Source organism: Streptomyces sp. NPDC094032 (assembly GCF_040303965.1).
Lineage (GTDB): Bacteria > Actinomycetota > Actinomycetes > Streptomycetales > Streptomycetaceae > Streptomyces.
The window spans coordinates 15,653-33,392 of record NZ_JBEOUE010000045.1; the positions used below are offsets into that span (position 1 = coordinate 15,653).

Consider the following 17,740-nt stretch of genomic DNA (forward strand, 5'->3'; position numbering starts at 1 on the left):
ACCCTCCGTGCACGACGGGCGGATTTGCGTGGCGGGGAGGAAAATGGGGAGTGATCCCGCACCTCCCTGACCCTCCCTTTCATGTTCACTGCCGTGCGACTGGCGCGTCGATTCCTGATGGCGGTGCTTCTGAGCGCAGCGATCGGTGTGGGCCCCTTCGCCCTCCCGTCGCTCGCGTCCGGGGCTGTGGTCTCGCTGTCTCCCCCGTCGGGCCCGGTCGGCACATCCGTGCAGGTCACCGGCATCCGGTTCAAGTCCTGCGGAACGGTCACCCTGACCTTCGACGGCGGCCACCCCGTGACGGGCACGGCGGCTCCCCCCGCCATCTCCGGCACCATCGTGGTGCCGCAGGGCGCGACCGTCGGACCCGACCACACCATCGCGGCCACCTGCGACCCCGACCCCGACACCGGCACGACGTACTCCGGCTCGGCGCCGTTCGAGGTGACCGGCGGGGGCGGCGCGGGCACCACCACCCCACCGACGGAGTCCCACGCCCGGACGCTCACCCTCACTCCCGGCCACGGAGTGATCGGGGACGTGATCGACGTCCAGGGCACCGGCTTCGACGTGTGCTCCCCGGCGACGGTCGACCTCTACATACTCAACGGGCCCACGATCAAGTCCGGGCTCCCCGTGACGGCGCAGGGCACGATCTCCTACAAGGAGACGATCCCGCCCAAGACCGATCCGGACACCTACACCTTCCGGGCCGCGTGCGCCAACGACCAGTCCCTGTACGCGGACGCGTCCCTGGTCGTCGACGCCACTACCACCACCACCGCCCACCCCGCCCTCACGCTCACCCCCGGGCAAGGCGCCGCCGCCACGCCCGTGACGGCCGCCGGCACCGGCTTCACCTGCCCGGACGTCCAGTTCCTGTGGGACGGCGCGGGATCGGCGATCGGCACCGCGTCCCTGGGCCAGAAGCCCGACTTCAGCACCGAGATCACCCTCCCGACCGACGCGAAGCCAGGCGCCCACACCGTACGAGCCGTCTGCACGGCCGATGCGACGCAGTACGCCGACGCGTCGTTCACGGTGACGGACCAGAACGCTGGGACGACCGATAACGGTGGGAATCAGAACGGCGGTACGACGGATAACGGTGGGAACCAGAACGGCGGTACGACGGACAGCGGCGGGAACCAGAACGGGGGCGGCACCACGGACAACGGCGGCAACCAGAACGGGGGCGGCACCACGGACAACGGCGGCAACCAGAACGGCGGTACGACGGACAACGGTGGCACCCAGAACGGCGGCACCACCGGCGGAGGTGGGAACGGTGGGTCCGCCACTCCCGTCGGGTGGATCGTCGGGCCCGCCTCCCTCGGCGGGGCGCTCGCGCTCGCCGTCGCCGCCGGGGCGTACTTCGGGCGGCTGCACCGCGGGCCCCGCTGGGTGCGCGGGCATGTGAAGGCCACGCTGCGGCCGGTGACCGGCAGCGCCGAGCTGACGGAGACGCGGGCGCCCGGTGAGCAGCCCACGCACTCGACCCGCCTCGACCCGCACCCGGACCCGGGCCGGCAGACCCTCGACGGCCTCGACGGCCTCGACGAGGAGGACCGATGACCACCCCCGCGACCGTCCGCTCGTTCCTGCTGGGGGCGGGGGAGGAGCTCGACGGGCCGCTGCGCGCCCATGGCACGGCGGGCCCGCTGCTCGCGCCGGTGCGGGGCCGGACGCCCGCCGCGGACCGGGCGGTCGAGCACGAGCTGGCGGGGGTGGTGGACGACTTCCTGGGGCTCGACGTGCTGGACCTCGCGGCCGGGGGCTGGCGCGGGCACGGGGCGCTGCGGTCCGCCGCCCGGCGCACCCGGGAGCTGCCGGGCAGCGAGGAGGTCGTGGCGCTTGCGACGCACCGGATCACCTCGACGCACCGGCCGTACGTCGACATCTACGTGGACGGCGCGAAGCTGGGCACCCTCCAGGTGGAGCTGAACCTGGTCTTCTGGGTGTCAGGCCTGGTCTGCGTGGTCCGGGACGCCTGTCTGACCGGGGTGAACGCGGGCACCTGCTCGGTCGACGCGAGCCTCGCCGTCCAGGGAGCCGTGCTGGTCGAGCGCAAGGGCGGCCCACTGGACCTGCCGGGCAGCTTCGCACTGCGCGGCCCGGTGCCGCTCCTGGGGGACGAGCCGGACCCGCACGGGGCCCGGACCGTCCCGGGGGTCAGCACTCGATGATGTTCACAGCAAGCCCGCCGCGCGCCGTCTCCTTGTACTTCACGCTCATGTCCGCGCCGGTCTCCTTCATGGTCTTGATGACCTTGTCGAGGGAGACCATGTGGCTGCCGTCGCCGCGCATCGACATCTTCGCCGCCGTGACGGCCTTGACCGCTGCCATGCCGTTGCGCTCGATGCACGGGATCTGGACCAGGCCGCCGACCGGGTCGCAGGTGAGGCCGAGGTTGTGTTCCATGCCGATCTCGGCGGCGTTCTCGACCTGCTCGGGGGAGCCGCCGAGGACCTCGGCGAGGGCGCCGGCGGCCATCGAGCAGGCGGAGCCGACCTCGCCCTGGCAGCCGACCTCGGCGCCGGAGATGGAGGCGTTCTCCTTGAAGAGCATGCCGATCGCGCCGGCGGCGAGGAGGAAGCGGACCACGCCGTCCTCCTTCTCCTCCGGGGTGCAGGAGCCGGTGCCGAAGTTCATGTAGTAGTGCAGGACGGCGGGGATGATGCCGGCCGCGCCGTTGGTCGGGGCGGTGACCACCCGGCCGCCCGCCGCGTTCTCCTCGTTCACGGCCATCGCGTAGAGGGTGATCCACTCCATGGCGTGCGCGGCCGGGTCGCCCTCGGAGCGCAGCTTGCGGGCCGAGGTGGCGGCGCGGCGGCGGACCTTCAGGCCGCCGGGCAGGATGCCCTCGCGGGACATGCCGCGCGAGACGCAGGCCTGCATGACCCGCCAGATCTCCAGGAGGCCGGCGCGGATCTCGTCCTCGGTGCGCCAGGCCTTCTCGTTCTCCAGCATCAGGGAGGAGATGGACAGGCCGGTCTCCTTGGTGAGGCGGAGCAGCTCGTCGCCGGTGCGGAAGGGGTACTTCAGGACGGTGTCCTCGGGGACGATCGGGTTCTCGCCCGCGACCGCGTCCTCGTCGACGACGAAGCCGCCACCCACCGAGTAGTACGTCTTCTCCAGGACGAGCGCGCCCTCGGTGTCGTACGCGAAGACCGTCATGCCGTTGGCGTGGTACGGCAGCGCCTTGCGGCGGTGCAGGATCAGGTCGTCGTCGAAGGAGAAGGGGATCTCGTGCATCCCGAGCAGGTTGATCGTGCCGCTCGACTTGATCCGCTCGAACTCGTCGTCCGCCTTCTCGACGTCGACGGTGCGCGGGGAGTTGCCCTCCAGGCCGAGCAGCACGGCCTTCGGGGTGCCGTGGCCGTGGCCGGTGGCGCCGAGCGAGCCGTAGAGCTCCGCCCGTATCGACGCCGTGTGGGCGAGCAGCCCCTCGTTCTTCAGCCGGCGGGCGAACATCCGGGCCGCGCGCATGGGGCCCACCGTGTGGGAGCTCGACGGGCCGATGCCGATCGAGAACAGGTCGAAGACCGAGATGGCCACGGGGGACTCCTTGTGGGGGCTAGACGCCGTTGTCTGCCGGGGTGGTGCAGAAACGAAGAGCGGTGGAGCAAGGGCCGGGGCACCGCGCTCACTGTCCAGTGTGCGCGGCGCCCCGGAGGTTCGTACGAACGGACTCGGACGAGTCCGGTAACAAAAGCGTACGAAATTACTTCAGGCCGGGGTACAGCGGGTGCTTGTCGGCGAGCGCCGTCACCCGGGCCTTGAGCGCCTCGGCGTCGAAGCCGGGCTTCAGCGTCTCGGCGATGATGTCGGCGACCTCGGCGAAGTCCTCGGCCTGGAAGCCGCGGGTCGCGAGGGCCGGCGTGCCGATGCGCAGGCCGGAGGTGACCATCGGCGGGCGCGGGTCGTTCGGAACGGCGTTCCGGTTGACCGTGATACCCACCTCGTGGAGCCGGTCCTCGGCCTGCTGGCCGTCGAGCTCCGAGTTGCGCAGGTCGACGAGGAGCAGGTGCACGTCGGTGCCGCCGGACAGGACGGAGACACCGTGCTCGGTGACGTCGTCCTGGACCAGGCGCTCGGCGATGATGCGGGCGCCGTCCAGGGTGCGCTGCTGGCGCTCCTTGAACTCCTCCGAGGCCGCGACCTTGAAGGAGACGGCCTTGGCCGCGATCACGTGCTCCAGCGGGCCGCCCTGGAAGCCGGGGAAGACCGAGGAGTTCAGCTTCTTGGCGAACTCCTTCTTCGCCAGGATGATGCCGCCGCGCGGGCCGCCGAGCGTCTTGTGCGTGGTCGAGGTGACCACGTCCGCGTACTCGACCGGGTTCGGGTGCAGACCCGCCGCGACCAGGCCCGCGAAGTGGGCCATGTCGACCCATAGGTAGGCCTCGACCTCGTCGGCGATCCGGCGGAACTCGGCGAAGTCCAGCTGACGCGGGTAGGCGGACCAGCCCGCGATGATCACCTTGGGGCGGTGCTCCTTGGCGAGGCGCTCGACCTCGGCCATGTCGACCAGACCGGCCTCGTCCACGTGGTACGCGACCACGTTGAACTGCTTGCCGGAGAAGTTCAGGCGCATGCCGTGGGTCAGGTGACCGCCGTGCGCCAGGTCCAGGCCGAGGATCGTGTCGCCCGGCTGGGCGATCGCGAAGAGGGCGGCCTGGTTGGCGGAGGCGCCGGAGTGGGGCTGCACATTGGCGTACTCGGCGCCGAACAGGTCCTTGATCCGGTCGATGGCGATCTGCTCGGCCACGTCGACGTGCTCGCAGCCGCCGTAGTAGCGGCGGCCCGGGTAGCCCTCGGCGTACTTGTTGGTGAGGACCGAGCCCTGGGCCTCCATGACCGCGACCGGAGCGAAGTTCTCCGAGGCGATCATTTCGAGGGTGGACTGCTGGCGGCGGAGCTCGGCGTCGACGGCGGCGGCGACGTCCGGGTCCAGCTCGTGGAGAGGGGTGTTCAGAAGCGACATGAATCGATCCCTTGGGGGTCTCGGTTTAGCCGGCGGTGAAGGCGGTGTACTCGTCGGCGGTGAGCAGGTCGTCCGGCTCGCCCGCGAGGCGCACCTTGAACAGCCAGCCACCCTCGAACGGAGCGGTGTTCACGAGCGCCGGGTCGTCGACGACGTCCTGGTTGGCCTCGACGACCTCGCCGGTCACCGGGGCGTACAGGTCGCTGACGGACTTGGTGGACTCCAGCTCGCCGCAGGACTCGCCCGCGGTCACCGTGTCGCCGACCTCGGGAAGCTGCACGTAGACGATGTCACCGAGCGCGTTGGCCGCGTGCTCGGTGATACCGATGGTGGCTATGCCGTCCTCGACGGCCGACAGCCACTCGTGCTCCTTGCTGTAGCGCAGCGCCTGGGGGTTGCTCATGACCTGATTCTCCTGGATGCGGGGAGTGCTGATGAACGTGGGTCTTGCGGGATGAGACGAGTCCTGAGACGACTTCGTCACTTCTGGCGCTTGTAGAACGGCAGCGCCACGACCTCGTACGGCTCGTGCGCGCCGCGGATGTCGACGCCGACGCCCTCGGTGCCGGGCGTGGCGAACTCCGCGTCCACGTAGGCGATGGCGATCGGCTTGCCGAGCGTCGGCGACGGGGCGCCGGAGGTGACCTCGCCGATGACCTGGCCGTTCGCGACGACGGCGAAGCCGGCGCGGGGGACCCGGCGGCCCTCGGCGATCAGGCCGACCAGCTTGCGCGGCGGGGCGGACTCGGCGCGCTCGGCGGCCTTCTCAAGGGCTGAGCGGCCGACGAAGCGGCCCTCGTTGGTGGTCTTCTCGAACTTCACGACCCGGCCGAGGCCCGCGTCGAAGGGGGTCAGCGCGGTGGTCAGCTCGTGGCCGTACAGCGGCATGCCCGCCTCCAGGCGGAGCGTGTCACGGCAGGACAGGCCGCAGGGGATCAGGCCGACGCCCTGGCCCGCCTCGGTCAGCGCGCGCCACACGCCCTCGGCGTGCTCGGGCTTCAGGAACAGCTCGAAGCCGTCCTCGCCGGTGTAGCCGGTACGGGCGATCAGCGCGGGCACGCCGGCGACGGTGCCGGGCAGGCCGGCGTAGTACTTCAGGCCGTCCAGGTCGGCGTCGGTGATCGACTTCAGGATGCCGGGGGACTCCGGGCCCTGGACGGCGATCAGCGCGTAGGCGTCGCGGTCGTCGCGGACCTCGGCGTCGAAGCCGGCGGAGCGCTCGACGAGGGCGTCCAGGACGATCTGGGCGTTGGAGGCGTTGGCGACGACCATGTACTCGGTCTCGCCCAGGCGGTAGACGATCAGGTCGTCCAGGATGCCGCCGTCCTCCTGGCAGATCATCGTGTAGCGGGCGCGGCCGTTGCCCACGGTGGAGATGTTGCCGACCAGGGCGTGGTCCAGGAGCTCCACGGCCTGCGGGCCCGTGACGGTGATCTCGCCCATGTGGGAGAGGTCGAAGAGACCGGCCTGGTTGCGGACGGCGTTGTGCTCGTCGCGCTCGCTGCCGTACCGCAGCGGCATGTCCCAGCCGGCGAAGTCGGTCATGGTCGCGCCCAGCGAACGGTGCAGCGCGTCGAGGGCGGTCAGACGGGGGGCAGTGCTCATCGGGTGACTCCCGGGTCCCAGGGCGTGCGGGGCACGACATGCATGACGGAGGACGGTCCTCCCCATCTGTCATGGAACCTGAGAGGTTCACCGGCGACGTCCTCAGGACATCCTCGGCTTGCACCTTGGGTGGAGCCACGACGACAGGCGCGGCCCGCTTTTCAGATCTGCCTCATCCACGCGGTACGGGGCCTGAGAGATTCAAGGGAGGATCTTGCTCCTTCGGCGCCCGGGCGCACCCACTGCGACTGCGGTGCGTGACCGGGACTCTCCCGCGCGGATTCGAGCGGCCGGTATGAGGTTGTGGACGCTCGTGCGAGCGCCTGCGCGCACATCATTGCACGGCGGTTCGGCCCGGCAAATCGCTTGCGTCTCATTACCCTTTCTTTACACTTCGTGGGCAAGGGTCTCCGCAGGGCCTACCAGGGGGAGCGACGCGATGCAGATGCCGCCGAGGATGCCGATGCGGCCGGTCCAGGGCACCGGCGCCTACGCGACGAGCGCGGGCATACCCGTGCAGCGCGCCGGAGCCCGCGCCCGGGCCAGGACCCGCCGCCGCGGCCGGCTGCTGCGCGACCTGCGCGACCGGGGCGGCCGAGGCCCCCGCACCCTCGCGTACGCCATGGGGGACGTCGTGGTCGTCTCCGGACTGCCCGGCAGCGGCAAGTCCACGCTCATGGGCCGCACCGCGGAGGGCCGCGCCATCGACTCGCAGCACACCCGCGAGCGCTGGGAGGCCCGGCTGCCCCGCTTCCTCCCGTACGCCGTCTACCGCCCGCTCGCCCGCCTCGCGCACTACGCCGGGCTCCGCCGCGCCCTGCGCTCCGGGGCGAGCGTCGTCGTCCACGACTGCGGCACCCAGTCCTGGGTGCGCGGCTGGCTCGCCCGCGAGGCCAGACGCCGTGGCACCGCCCTCCACCTGATCCTGCTCGACGTGGAGCCCACCACCGCCCGCGAAGGGCAGCGGGCCCGCGGCCGAGGAGTCTCGGGCTACGCCTTCGCCCGGCACCGCCGCGCCGTCGGCCGGCTGGTGAGCACCGCCGAGGCCGGCCGGCTGCCGCCCGGCTGTGCCTCGGTCACCCTGCTTGACCGGGACGCCGCCGACACCCTGCGGAAGATCGGATTCCGGGACGTGTCCTGAAGCACTCCGGGGGCTTTCCGCGCCCTTTTCGGTCACGGCGGTGCCGACACGCCGTTAGGGTGCTGAACCGCACCATGTGCCGAGAGGGTGGGAGAAGACGAGACCGTGGACGTGACGTGGCCGGGCAATGAGCTCGAAGAAGTACTGGCCGCCTCGCTCGGCAACCCCGCGGCCGGCGGCCGACTGGTCGAGGTGCTCGGGCGCAGCCCCGTATGGGTCCCGCTGCCCAACGGCGGCGGCCCCGACAGCAGCGACCTCGACCTGCCCACCCTGGAGATAGACGGGTACGCGTACGTGCCCGTCTTCAGCTCCGAGCAGCAGTTCCTCGCCTGCGTCGGCAGCCACATGTCCTTCACCGTCGCCCCCGCCCGCGACTTCGCCCGCGGACTGCCCCCGCAGCTCGGCATCGCCGTGAACCCCGGCGGCACCGTCGGCGTCCCGCTGCCGCCGCCCGCCGTCGCCGAGCTCTGCCGCACCGGCCGCACCCCGCTCGACGGGCCCGCCAGCGGCGGCCGGGTCCGCCTCTTCGAGCCCGACTGGCAGGACGACCCCGTCGACTTCCTCGCCGCCGCCTCCGCCGAGTTCGAGGCCACCGGCACCGTCGTCACCGCCCGCCGCGTCCTCGCCAGCGTCGAGGGCACCGAACCGGCCCTCTTCATCGGCGTCCAGCTCTACGGCCCCGACGCCGACCGCAACGGCCCGCTCGACGCCCTCGGCCGCGCCCTCGGCCGGGTCGAGGTGGCCTGGCCGGTCAACCTCATCCTGCTCGACGTGGCACAGGACCCGGTGGGCGACTGGATGCTGGCGAAGGTGCGCCCCTTCTACCAGCGCGCCGCCGTGTGACCGGCCCCCTGTTTAAGCTGAACTGATTCAAGCCGATCCACACCGCGAGACGGACGACGAGGGGCGGGACCCAAAGGTGAGCGCGTCAGGCACCGCTGCGACCGGCATGGTCGAGCACACGCTGCGCCAGGTGGCACCCGGACGCCCGGACGCCTACGAGCAGCTGCTGCACGCCCTCGCCGCCGCCGACGTCCGGATGCTGCTCTGGCAGGGCACGCCCGGCTCGCCCGACGCCCAGTACGGGAACATGGAGGTCGACGGCTTCGGCTACGCGCCCTGCGTCACCTCCGCCCAGGAGCTCGCCGCCTCCGGCTGGAACCGTGCCCACGAGCTCGCCTCCGGCCTGGAGATCGCCCGCGCCCTCTACCCCGACCGCTGGGGGATCTGGCTGAATCCGCACGCCCCCGGCGGCGGCGTCGGCATCCCCTGGGCCGATCTGCGCCGCATCGCCACCGGTCTGGACCGGATGCCCGCCGGACCCCTGCGGCTGTCCGAACCGGCCGTGGAGATCCCGCAGTTCTACGCCCTGCTCACGCAGAACGCGCACCGCACCCCCGCCGTGCGCTCGCTGCGCCGCGCCTGGGTGCAGCCCGCGCTCGGCTCCCCGTACCTCGCCATCGGTCTGGACCTCTACGACTCCTCGCCGGGCTCCGTCGAGGCGGTGCGCACGATGATGCGCCAGACCGTCACGGCCGTCCCCGAGGGGCTGCCCGTCTCCACGGTCGCGATGTCCGACGCGTACGACCCGGTCGCGATGTGGCTGCACGCCCACGCCCGCCCGTTCTACGACCGCGACGCGCACGCCGCCCCGTCCGCCCCCGGATACGGCTATCCGCCGGTCGCGCCCCGACCGTACTGATACGTCCGTTCTGCCACTTCCGTCGCCCCAATTCACTCCCGCACGGCTCCAGTTGAGCGGGATGTCCGGTCTGGTCGAATAGCGGCCGATTGGGTCCGCTCACACGATCACGACGTCCGGATAACGGAAGACAACGCACCGCATCACGTTTAGGAAAACATTCCTCTTGGGGTCTGGCGGGTGATCGCGGACACATTGAAGACTCCCCGGAACACCAGGCGTTCGGCTCCCCCCGAGCCGGTGCCCAGCAGTTGTTCCACCGAGCCGCTACCCGCGGCGGGCAAGGGCCGGCGACCCGGCGGCCGAGAGGGGTCCTCACCACGATGACGGCACCACTGCACGAGACGAGTGCGGCCGAACAGGCCGAGGCCGTCGACGCCGTGCCCGACGCGCCGGCCAAGGCGATCGAGGGACGTTCCCCCTGGAAGATCGCCTGGACCCGGCTGAAGCGCGACAAACTCGCCCTCGCGGGCGCCTTCGTGGTCGTCTTCCTGATCCTGGTCGCGATCTTCGCCCCGGTCATCGTCGGCCTCCTCGGCCACCCGCCGGACGAGTTCCACGAGGACCAGATCGACCCGCTCTTCGGCACCCCGATCGGCTCCTGGGGCGGCGTGAGCTCGGACTTCCTCTTCGGCGTCGAGCCGGTCAACGGCCGCGACGTCTTCAGCCGCATCGTCTACGGCGCCCGGATCTCGCTCCTCGTGGCCTTCGCCGCGGCCCTCTTCGCGGTCGTCCTCGGCACCGTCCTCGGCATCGTCGCCGGCTACTTCGGCGGCTGGATCGACGCGGCCCTCAGCCGGGTCATGGACGTCATGCTGGCCTTCCCGCAGCTGCTCTTCACCATCGCCCTGGTCTCCGTGCTGCCCAACCAGCTGCTCGGCCTGGACGGTTCGGGCGTGCGCATCGTCGCCCTGGTCGTCGTGATCGGCTTCTTCGGCTGGCCCTACGTGGGCCGCATCGTCCGCGGCCAGACGCTCAGCCTGCGCAACCGCGAGTACGTCGAGGCGGCCCAGAGCCTGGGCGCCGGCCGGCTGTACATCCTGCGCCGGGAGCTGCTGCCCAACCTGATCGCCCCGATCATGGTCTATACCACCCTGATGATCCCCACCAACATCCTCACCGAAGCGGCGCTCAGCTTCCTCGGCGCGGGTGTGAAGCCTCCCACCGCTTCCTGGGGGCAGATGCTGTCGACGGCCATCACCACCTACGAGGCCGACCCGCTCTTCATGGTGATCCCCGGCCTCGCGATCTTCATCACCGTGCTGGCGTTCAACCTCTTCGGCGACGGCGTGCGCGACGCGCTCGACCCGAAGAGCTCCCGCTGACCGTACGCCGTTCACCGCAAGACCAGCCCCTGCCGCTGTCGACAGGAGGCACATCCCCCAACGGCGGACCACCGTGACAACGGCCGCCACTACTTCGGAGGTTGCTCGACCATGACTCTGAACAGCTCCCAGAGGCGCAGAATCGCCGCAGGCGCGCTGCTCGCCGCGGCCACGATGGTCGCGACCACCGCGTGTGGCGGCGGCAAGGGCGGCGACAGCGGCGCCAAGGGCGGCAAGACGGGTGCGCCCGGCTTCAACGCCGCGGTGAACCAGGTCGCCAGCCCCTCCGACAAGAAGGGCGGCGAGCTGAAGTTCATCGGCTCGCAGGAGGCCGACTCGTGGGACCCGCAGCGCGGTTACTACGGCTTCGTCTGGGACTTCCAGCGCTACTACACGCGCCAGCTGGTGACGTTCAAGTCCGAGCCGGGCGCCGCCTCCACCGAGCTGGTCCCCGACCTCGCCACCGACGCGGGCAAGGTCTCGGCCGACGGCCTCACCTACACGTTCACGCTGAAGGACGGCGTGAAGTGGGAGGACGGCAAGCCGATCACCTCCAAGGACGTCAAGTACGGCATCGAGCGCATCTGGGCGCAGGACGTCATCTCCGGCGGCCCGATCTACCTCCAGCAGGTCCTCGACCCCAAGAAGACCTACGCCGGCCCGTACAAGGACACCTCGGCGGACAAGCTGGGCCTCAAGGCGATCGAGACCCCGGACGACAAGACCATCGTCTTCAAGCTGCCGGTCGCCAACGGTGACTTCCTCCAGATGCTGGCGATGCCCGCCGCCTCCCCGGTCCGCCAGGACAAGGACACCAAGGCCAAGTACGGCCTGAACGTGTTCTCCTCCGGCCCGTACAAGTGGCAGTCGTACACGCCGAACAAGTCCATGAAGCTGGTCCGCAACGAGAACTGGGACGCCAAGTCGGACGGCATCCGCAAGGCCCTCCCGGACACCATCAGCGTCACGTTCACCACGAACGCCGACGACATGGACAACCGCCTGATCGAGGGCGAGTACGACCTCGACATCAACGCGACCGGTGTCGGCGCCGCGGCCCGCTCCAAGGTGCTCCAGCAGAACAAGGCCAACGCGGACAACCCGCAGACCGGCTTCATCCGTTACGCGGTCTTCCCGCAGACGGTCATCAGCAACATCGAGTGCCGCAAGGCGATCATCTACGCGGCCGACTCGAAGTCCCTCCAGACCGCCCGTGGCGGCCCGCAGGCCGGTGGCGACATCGCCACCAACATGCTGCCGCCGGCGATCAAGGGCGCCGACCCGAAGTTCGACCCGTACGGCAAGCTGGCCGGCGCTCCGGACATCGCCAAGGCGAAGGACGCGCTGAAGAAGTGCGGCCAGCCGAACGGCTTCAAGACCACGATCGCGGTCCGTAACAACAAGAAGATCGAGATCGCGACCGCCGAGTCCCTCCAGCAGTCGCTGAAGGCCGTCGGCATCGACGCCCAGATCGACCAGTTCGACGGCGCCCAGACCTCCGGCATCATCGGTTCGCCGAAGGTGGTCAAGGAGAAGGGCTACGGCATCATCATCATGGGCTGGGGCGCCGACTTCCCGACCGGCCAGGGCTTCCTGCAGCCGCTCGTCGACGGCCGCTTCATCCTGCAGTCCGGCAACAACAACTTCTCCGAGCTGAACGACCCGGCCGTCAACGGCCTGTTCGACCAGGCGCTGAAGGAGACCGACCCGACCAAGGCCGGCGAGCTCTACAAGCAGATCAACACCAAGGTCTCCGAGGCCGCGGTCTACCTGCCCTTCACGCACGAGAAGAACATCATCTGGCGCGGCTCGCGCCTGACCAACGTCTACACGGCCGACGCGTACAACGGCCGCTACGACTACGCGTCGCTCGGCGTCGTCAAGTAAGTCGCCTCCAGCCGAGTCTGAAACCAAACTCGCTCCAACGGCGCACCCGCCGCTAGGTCCGAAGGGCAGGTGAGGGCCGTGCGCGGCGGCCGGGGAACCCGATCGGGTTCCCCGGCCGCCGACCGGCCGACCGCATGCTTGCATACATAATCCGACGACTCTTCGCGGTCGTCATGATGCTGCTCGTCGTCACCCTGGTGACGCTCAGCATCTTCTTCCTCATCCCCAAGCTGACCGGCAGCGACCCTGCCGCGATGTTCGTCGGCAAGCAGGCGGATCCGGCTGCCATCGAAGGCGTCCGTCAGAAGCTGGGCCTCGGCGATCCGATCCTGGTGCAGTTCTGGCACTTCGTCTCCGGGATCTTCGTCGGCCGCGACTACGTGGGCGGCGGCGACTCCATCCACTGCGCCGCGCCCTGCTTCGGCTACTCCTTCAAGACCGAGCAGGACGTCTGGTCGATGCTGACCGACGCCTTCCCGATCACCCTGTCCATGGTCATCGGCGCCGCCGTGCTGTGGCTGCTCCTGGGCGTCTCCACCGGTGTGCTCTCCGCGCTCAAGCGGGGCACGATCGTCGACCGCGCGGCGATGATCACCGCGCTCGCCGGCGTCTCGCTCCCCATCTTCTTCACGGCCATGCTGGCGATGCTCGTCTTCCGCACCCAGCTGGGCTGGCTCGACGCCACGTACGTGCCGTTCGGCGACTCCATCGGCGGCTGGTTCGGCGGCCTGATCCTCCCGTGGGTCACCCTCGCCTTCCTGTACGCGGCGATGTACGCGCGCCTCACCCGCGCCACCATGCTGGAGGTCCTCGGCGAGGACTACATCCGCACCGCGCGGGCCAAGGGTCTGCCGGAGCCGGTCGTGCTCGGCAAGCACGCCATGCGCTCCACGATGACCCCGATCCTGACCATCTTCGGCATGGACCTCGGCGCCCTCGTCGGCGGCGCGATCCTGACCGAGACCGCGTTCAACCTCCAGGGCCTCGGCTGGATGGCCATCAAGGGAGTGAGCGACCGCGACCTCCCGCTGATCATGGCCGTCACACTCATCACCGCCGCCTGTGTCGTCGTCGCGAACCTCGTGGTGGACCTTCTCTACGCAGTGATCGACCCCCGAGTGAGGCTGGCATGAGCGACAAGCTGGTAAAGACCGGCGCCGCCGTCGGCGAGCCGGTCGCCACGGGGAACGCGCCCTCCGACGCGTTCCTGGACGTCCGCGACCTGAAGATCCACTTCCCGACCGACGACGGTCTGGTGAAGTCGGTCGACGGCCTCAGCTTCCAGCTGGAGAAGGGCAAGACCCTCGGCATCGTGGGCGAGTCCGGCTCCGGCAAGTCGGTCACCTCGCTCGGCATCATGGGCCTGCACACCGTCGGCCAGTACGGCCGGCAGAAGGCCCGCATCTCCGGCGAGATCTGGCTCAACGGCCGGGAGCTGCTCACCGCCGACGCGGACACCGTGCGCAGGATGCGCGGCCGCGAGATGGCGATGATCTTCCAGGACCCGCTGTCCGCGATGCATCCGTACTACACGGTCGGCCACCAGATCGTGGAGGCCTACCGGGTCCACAACGACGTCGACAAGAAGACCGCCCGCAAGCGGGCCGTCGAACTCCTCGACCGGGTGGGCATCCCCGAGCCGGCCAAGCGCTTCGACAACTACCCGCACGAGTTCTCCGGCGGCATGCGCCAGCGCGCGATGATCGCGATGGCGCTGGTCAACAACCCCGAGCTGCTCATCGCGGACGAGCCGACCACCGCGCTCGACGTGACCGTCCAGGCGCAGATCCTCGACCTGATGCGGGACCTCCAGAAGGAGTTCGGCTCCGCAGTCGTCATCATCACCCACGACCTCGGCGTGGTCGCCGAGATCGCCGACGACATCCTCGTGATGTACGGCGGACGCTGCGTGGAGCGCGGCTCGGCCGAGGACGTCTTCTACGAGCCGAAGCACCCCTACACCTGGGGCCTGCTGGGCTCCATGCCGCGCATCGACCGGGAGCAGACCGAGCGCCTCATCCCGGTCAAGGGCAACCCGCCCAGCCTCATCAACATCCCCAGCGGCTGCGCCTTCAACCCGCGCTGCCCGTACGCGGACGTCCCCAAGGGCGGCATCACCCGGACCGTACGCCCCGAGCTGACGGAGACCGGTTCCCGACACTTCTCGGCCTGTCACATGGCGCCGGAGGAGCGGAACCGGATCTGGACCGAAGAGATTGCGCCGAAGCTGTGAGCGAGACGACGGAACCCCTGCTGAAGGTCACCGGCCTGCAGAAGCACTTCCCCATCAAGAAGGGGCTGCTGCAGCGCCAGACCGGCGCCGTGAAGGCGGTCGACGGCATCGACTTCGAGGTCTACCCGGGCGAGACCCTGGGCGTGGTCGGCGAGTCGGGCTGCGGCAAGTCCACCATGGGCCGCCTCATCACCCGCCTCCTGGAGCCGACCGGCGGGAAGATCGAGTTCGAGGGCACGGACATCTCGCACCTCGGGGTCGCGAAGATGCGTCCGCTGCGCCGCGACATCCAGATGATCTTCCAGGACCCGTACGGCTCGCTGAACCCGCGCCACACGGTCGGCGCCATCGTGTCCGCCCCCTTCAAGCTCCAGGGCGTGGAGCCCGAGGGCGGCGTGAAGAAGGAGGTCCAGCGCCTCCTCGGCCTGGTCGGCCTCAACCCCGAGCACTACAACCGCTACCCTCACGAGTTCTCGGGCGGCCAGCGCCAGCGCATCGGCATCGCCCGCGCCCTGGCCCTGAAGCCGAAGCTGGTGGTCGCGGACGAGCCCGTTTCGGCCCTGGACGTCTCCATCCAGGCGCAGGTGGTCAACCTCCTGGACGACCTCCAGCAGGAGCTCGGCCTCACGTACGTGATCATCGCCCACGACCTCTCGGTGATCCGCCACGTGTCGGACCGCATCGCCGTCATGTACCTGGGCAAGGTCGTCGAGCTGGCCGACCGCAAGTCCCTGTACGAGTCCCCGATGCACCCGTACACCCGCGCCCTGATGTCCGCGGTCCCGATCCCGGACCCGCGCCGCAGGGGCCAGAAGACCGACCGCATCCTGCTCACCGGCGACGTCCCGTCGCCGATCGCGCCGCCGCCGGGCTGCCGCTTCCACACCCGCTGCTGGAAGGCGACGGACCTGTGCAAGACCCAGGAGCCCCCGCTCCTGGAGCTCCGCCCGGGCCAGCGGGTGGCGTGCCACCACCCGGAGAACGCCGAAGGCGTGACGGTGCCGGCGGCAAGGGAGTCGGTGGAGGTCACGATCGGAAAGAAGCCGGAGCCGACGGCTCCGCAGGCGACGGACGAGCCGACGCCGGAGTCCTGAGCGTGAACGCCCCCGGGCCCCCCGTCCGCCGTGAGGCGACGGGGGGCCTCGCCGTACCCACCCGCCCTGTCGCACCCTGCCCGGGAACAAGCGGCACAATTGGGCGGTGCTCCACGATCTCTTCAACCCCTCCGTCCAGCACGCCCTGGATCTCATCGGCATCTTCGTCTTCGCGATCTCCGGCGCGCTCCTGGCCGTACGCAAGAACTTCGACGTCTTCGGCATCGCGGTGCTCGCCGAGGCGACGGCGCTGGGCGGCGGTATCGTCCGCGACCTGATCATCGGCGCGGTGCCCCCGGCGGCCTTCACGGACCTCGGCTACTTCCTGATGCCCCTGGTCGCGAGCGTCCTGGTCTTCTTCCTCCACCCCGAGGTGGAGCGCACCCAGACCGCGGTCAACGTCTTCGACGCGGCGGGCCTGGGACTCTTCTGCGTCACGGGCACCACGAAGGCGTACGACTACGGCCTGGGCCTCACCTCCTCGGCGGCGCTGGGCCTGGCGACGGCCGTGGGCGGCGGTGTGCTGCGCGACGTGCTGGCCAACGAGGTCCCGTCGCTGCTGCGCTGGGACCGCGACCTGTACGCCGTGCCGGCGATCGTGGGCGCGACGATGGTGGTGCTCTGCATCCGCTTCGACGCGCTCAACGCGTACACGAGCGGCGCGGCCGTCCTGACGGCCTTCGTGCTGCGCCTGCTCGCGATGCGCTACCACTGGCGGGCGCCGCGCGCCTGGAACCGGCGCTCCTCGGCCCGCGAGGCACCAGAAAAAGCTACCGCTCAGTAGCTAATTCCTGTACGGTCCGGCCATGAGCACGAGCATCGAGGCGACGACCAGCGAGTTCGACCGTGACACGAGCATCACCCTCCGGTCCCCGGGCGTCTACGACGCCGAACTCTCCGCGGGCTGGACGATCATCCACGCGGTCAACGGCGGCTACCTCCTCGCCCTCCTCGGCCGCGCCCTGGGCGACCACCTGCCCCACCCGGACCCGTTCACGATCTCGGCGCACTACCTGACGCCGTCCGTGCCGGGCCCGGCGGTCATCCGCACGGAGACGGTCCGCACCGGCCGCACCCTCTCCACGGGCCAGGCCTCGCTCTTCCAGTACGCGGAGGACGGCACCGAGGTGGAACGCATCCGCGTGCTGGCCTCCTACGGCGACCTGGACACCCTCCCCGACGACGTCCGCACCACGGCGACCCCGCCGACCCTGGCCCCCATGGACCAGTGCTTCGGCGCCAACGACGGCCCGGCCCCGGCGATCCCCGGCTCCTCGGCGATCACGGAACGCCTGGACATCCGCCTCGACCCGTCCTGCGTGGGCTGGGCGATCGGCGCGCCCTCGGGCAAGGGCGAGATGCGCGCCTGGTTCGGCCTGGCCGACGCCCGGGACCCGGACCCGCTCTCCCTCCTCCTCACGGTGGACGCGCTGCCCCCCACCTCCTTCGAGCTGGGCCTCAAGGGCTGGACCCCCACGGTGGAACTCACCACCCACATCCGCTGCCGCCCGGCCCCCGGCCCGCTGCGCGTCTCGATCGCGACCCGCAACCTGGCAGGCGGCTTCCTGGAGGAGGACGCGGAAGTCTGGGACACGAAGAACCGCCTGGTGGCCCAGTCCCGCCAACTGGCAAGGGCCCCGAGAGCCTGACACAACCCACAAGGCCGCACCCAAAAACGGCGGGGAGGGGGCCGGTACCGGAGCGGGGGTGGGGGTGTCCGGACGTGGCGGCGCCCGTAACGAGCGAAGCGAAGTGAAGGTCGCAGTCCG

General features: G+C 70.4%; 16 protein-coding genes and 1 riboswitch. Of the genes, 12 read left to right on the top strand and 4 right to left on the bottom strand.

What is annotated here, in order from left to right; all coding sequences use genetic code 11:
* Positions 1-81 precede the first annotated feature (81 nt).
* Together ABTZ54_RS34545 and ABTZ54_RS34550 are read left to right on the top strand one after the other, a co-directional pair.
* On the top strand, positions 82-1,575 hold the full coding sequence (locus ABTZ54_RS34545) for a hypothetical protein (protein WP_351671547.1): 1,494 nt from the start codon (positions 82-84) through the stop codon (positions 1,573-1,575).
* On the top strand, positions 1,572-2,186 hold the full coding sequence (locus ABTZ54_RS34550; protein WP_351671550.1) for a hypothetical protein: 615 nt from the start codon (positions 1,572-1,574) through the stop codon (positions 2,184-2,186). Before ABTZ54_RS34545 ends, ABTZ54_RS34550 begins: the two co-directional genes overlap by 4 nt.
* Here ABTZ54_RS34550 and ABTZ54_RS34555 read toward each other — a convergent pair.
* The 4 genes from ABTZ54_RS34555 to gcvT form a co-directional block, all read right to left on the bottom strand.
* On the bottom strand, positions 2,173-3,558 hold the full coding sequence (locus ABTZ54_RS34555; RefSeq protein ID WP_351671553.1) for an L-serine ammonia-lyase: 1,386 nt from the start codon (positions 3,556-3,558) through the stop codon (positions 2,173-2,175). The two genes, ABTZ54_RS34550 and ABTZ54_RS34555, sit on opposite strands and share 14 nt — an antisense overlap.
* Positions 3,559-3,724: 166 nt before the next feature.
* The gene (gene glyA, locus ABTZ54_RS34560) at positions 3,725-4,984 is read right to left on the bottom strand and encodes a serine hydroxymethyltransferase (protein ID WP_351671556.1); all 1,260 of its coding nucleotides are present in this window, start codon (positions 4,982-4,984) and stop codon (positions 3,725-3,727) included.
* Between the two features lie 25 nt (positions 4,985-5,009).
* Entirely contained in the window at positions 5,010-5,387 is a 378-nt protein-coding gene (gcvH, locus tag ABTZ54_RS34565; protein ID WP_351671559.1) for a glycine cleavage system protein GcvH, read from the bottom strand.
* Between the two features lie 77 nt (positions 5,388-5,464).
* Positions 5,465-6,589, bottom strand: coding sequence for a glycine cleavage system aminomethyltransferase GcvT (gcvT, locus tag ABTZ54_RS34570; protein ID WP_351671562.1), 1,125 nt, complete (start codon positions 6,587-6,589; stop codon positions 5,465-5,467).
* 171 nt (positions 6,590-6,760) lie between these two features.
* A riboswitch (glycine riboswitch) is annotated at positions 6,761-6,874 on the bottom strand.
* 154 nt (positions 6,875-7,028) lie between these two features.
* On the opposite strand from gcvT, the gene ABTZ54_RS34575 reads away from it, so the two are divergent.
* The 10 genes from ABTZ54_RS34575 (at position 7,029) to ABTZ54_RS34620 (ending at position 17,620) form a co-directional block, all read left to right on the top strand.
* A complete protein-coding gene (locus ABTZ54_RS34575; protein WP_502997368.1) occupies positions 7,029-7,730 on the top strand; it encodes an AAA family ATPase in 702 nt (233 codons plus the stop codon).
* Between the two features lie 105 nt (positions 7,731-7,835).
* Complete coding sequence (locus ABTZ54_RS34580) at positions 7,836-8,573, top strand: enhanced serine sensitivity protein SseB (RefSeq protein ID WP_351671565.1); 738 nt, start codon at positions 7,836-7,838, stop codon at positions 8,571-8,573.
* 76 nt (positions 8,574-8,649) lie between these two features.
* Complete coding sequence (locus tag ABTZ54_RS34585) at positions 8,650-9,432, top strand: enhanced serine sensitivity protein SseB C-terminal domain-containing protein (protein ID WP_351671568.1); 783 nt, start codon at positions 8,650-8,652, stop codon at positions 9,430-9,432.
* Between the two features lie 323 nt (positions 9,433-9,755).
* The gene (locus ABTZ54_RS34590) at positions 9,756-10,757 is read left to right on the top strand and encodes an ABC transporter permease (RefSeq protein ID WP_351671571.1); all 1,002 of its coding nucleotides are present in this window, start codon (positions 9,756-9,758) and stop codon (positions 10,755-10,757) included.
* Positions 10,758-10,868: 111 nt separating this feature from the next.
* Positions 10,869-12,644, top strand: a complete 1,776-nt coding sequence (locus ABTZ54_RS34595; RefSeq protein ID WP_351671573.1) for an ABC transporter substrate-binding protein — start codon at positions 10,869-10,871, stop codon at positions 12,642-12,644.
* A 134-nt stretch (positions 12,645-12,778) separates the two neighbouring features.
* Positions 12,779-13,777: an ABC transporter permease gene (locus ABTZ54_RS34600; RefSeq protein ID WP_351671576.1), complete on the top strand. Its 999-nt coding sequence runs from the start codon at positions 12,779-12,781 to the stop codon at positions 13,775-13,777.
* Complete coding sequence (locus ABTZ54_RS34605; RefSeq protein WP_351671579.1) at positions 13,774-14,877, top strand: ABC transporter ATP-binding protein; 1,104 nt, start codon at positions 13,774-13,776, stop codon at positions 14,875-14,877. Before ABTZ54_RS34600 ends, ABTZ54_RS34605 begins: the two co-directional genes overlap by 4 nt.
* A complete protein-coding gene (locus tag ABTZ54_RS34610) occupies positions 14,874-15,971 on the top strand; it encodes an ABC transporter ATP-binding protein (protein WP_351671582.1) in 1,098 nt (365 codons plus the stop codon). Before ABTZ54_RS34605 ends, ABTZ54_RS34610 begins: the two co-directional genes overlap by 4 nt.
* Before the next feature lie 106 nt (positions 15,972-16,077).
* Positions 16,078-16,755 carry a trimeric intracellular cation channel family protein gene (locus ABTZ54_RS34615; RefSeq protein ID WP_351671584.1) on the top strand — a complete coding sequence of 226 codons (678 nt, stop codon included), beginning with the start codon at positions 16,078-16,080 and terminating at the stop codon, positions 16,753-16,755.
* Positions 16,756-16,777: 22 nt separating this feature from the next.
* The gene (locus ABTZ54_RS34620) at positions 16,778-17,620 is read left to right on the top strand and encodes a thioesterase family protein (protein WP_351671587.1); all 843 of its coding nucleotides are present in this window, start codon (positions 16,778-16,780) and stop codon (positions 17,618-17,620) included.
* The last annotated feature ends 120 nt before the right edge of the window (positions 17,621-17,740 follow it).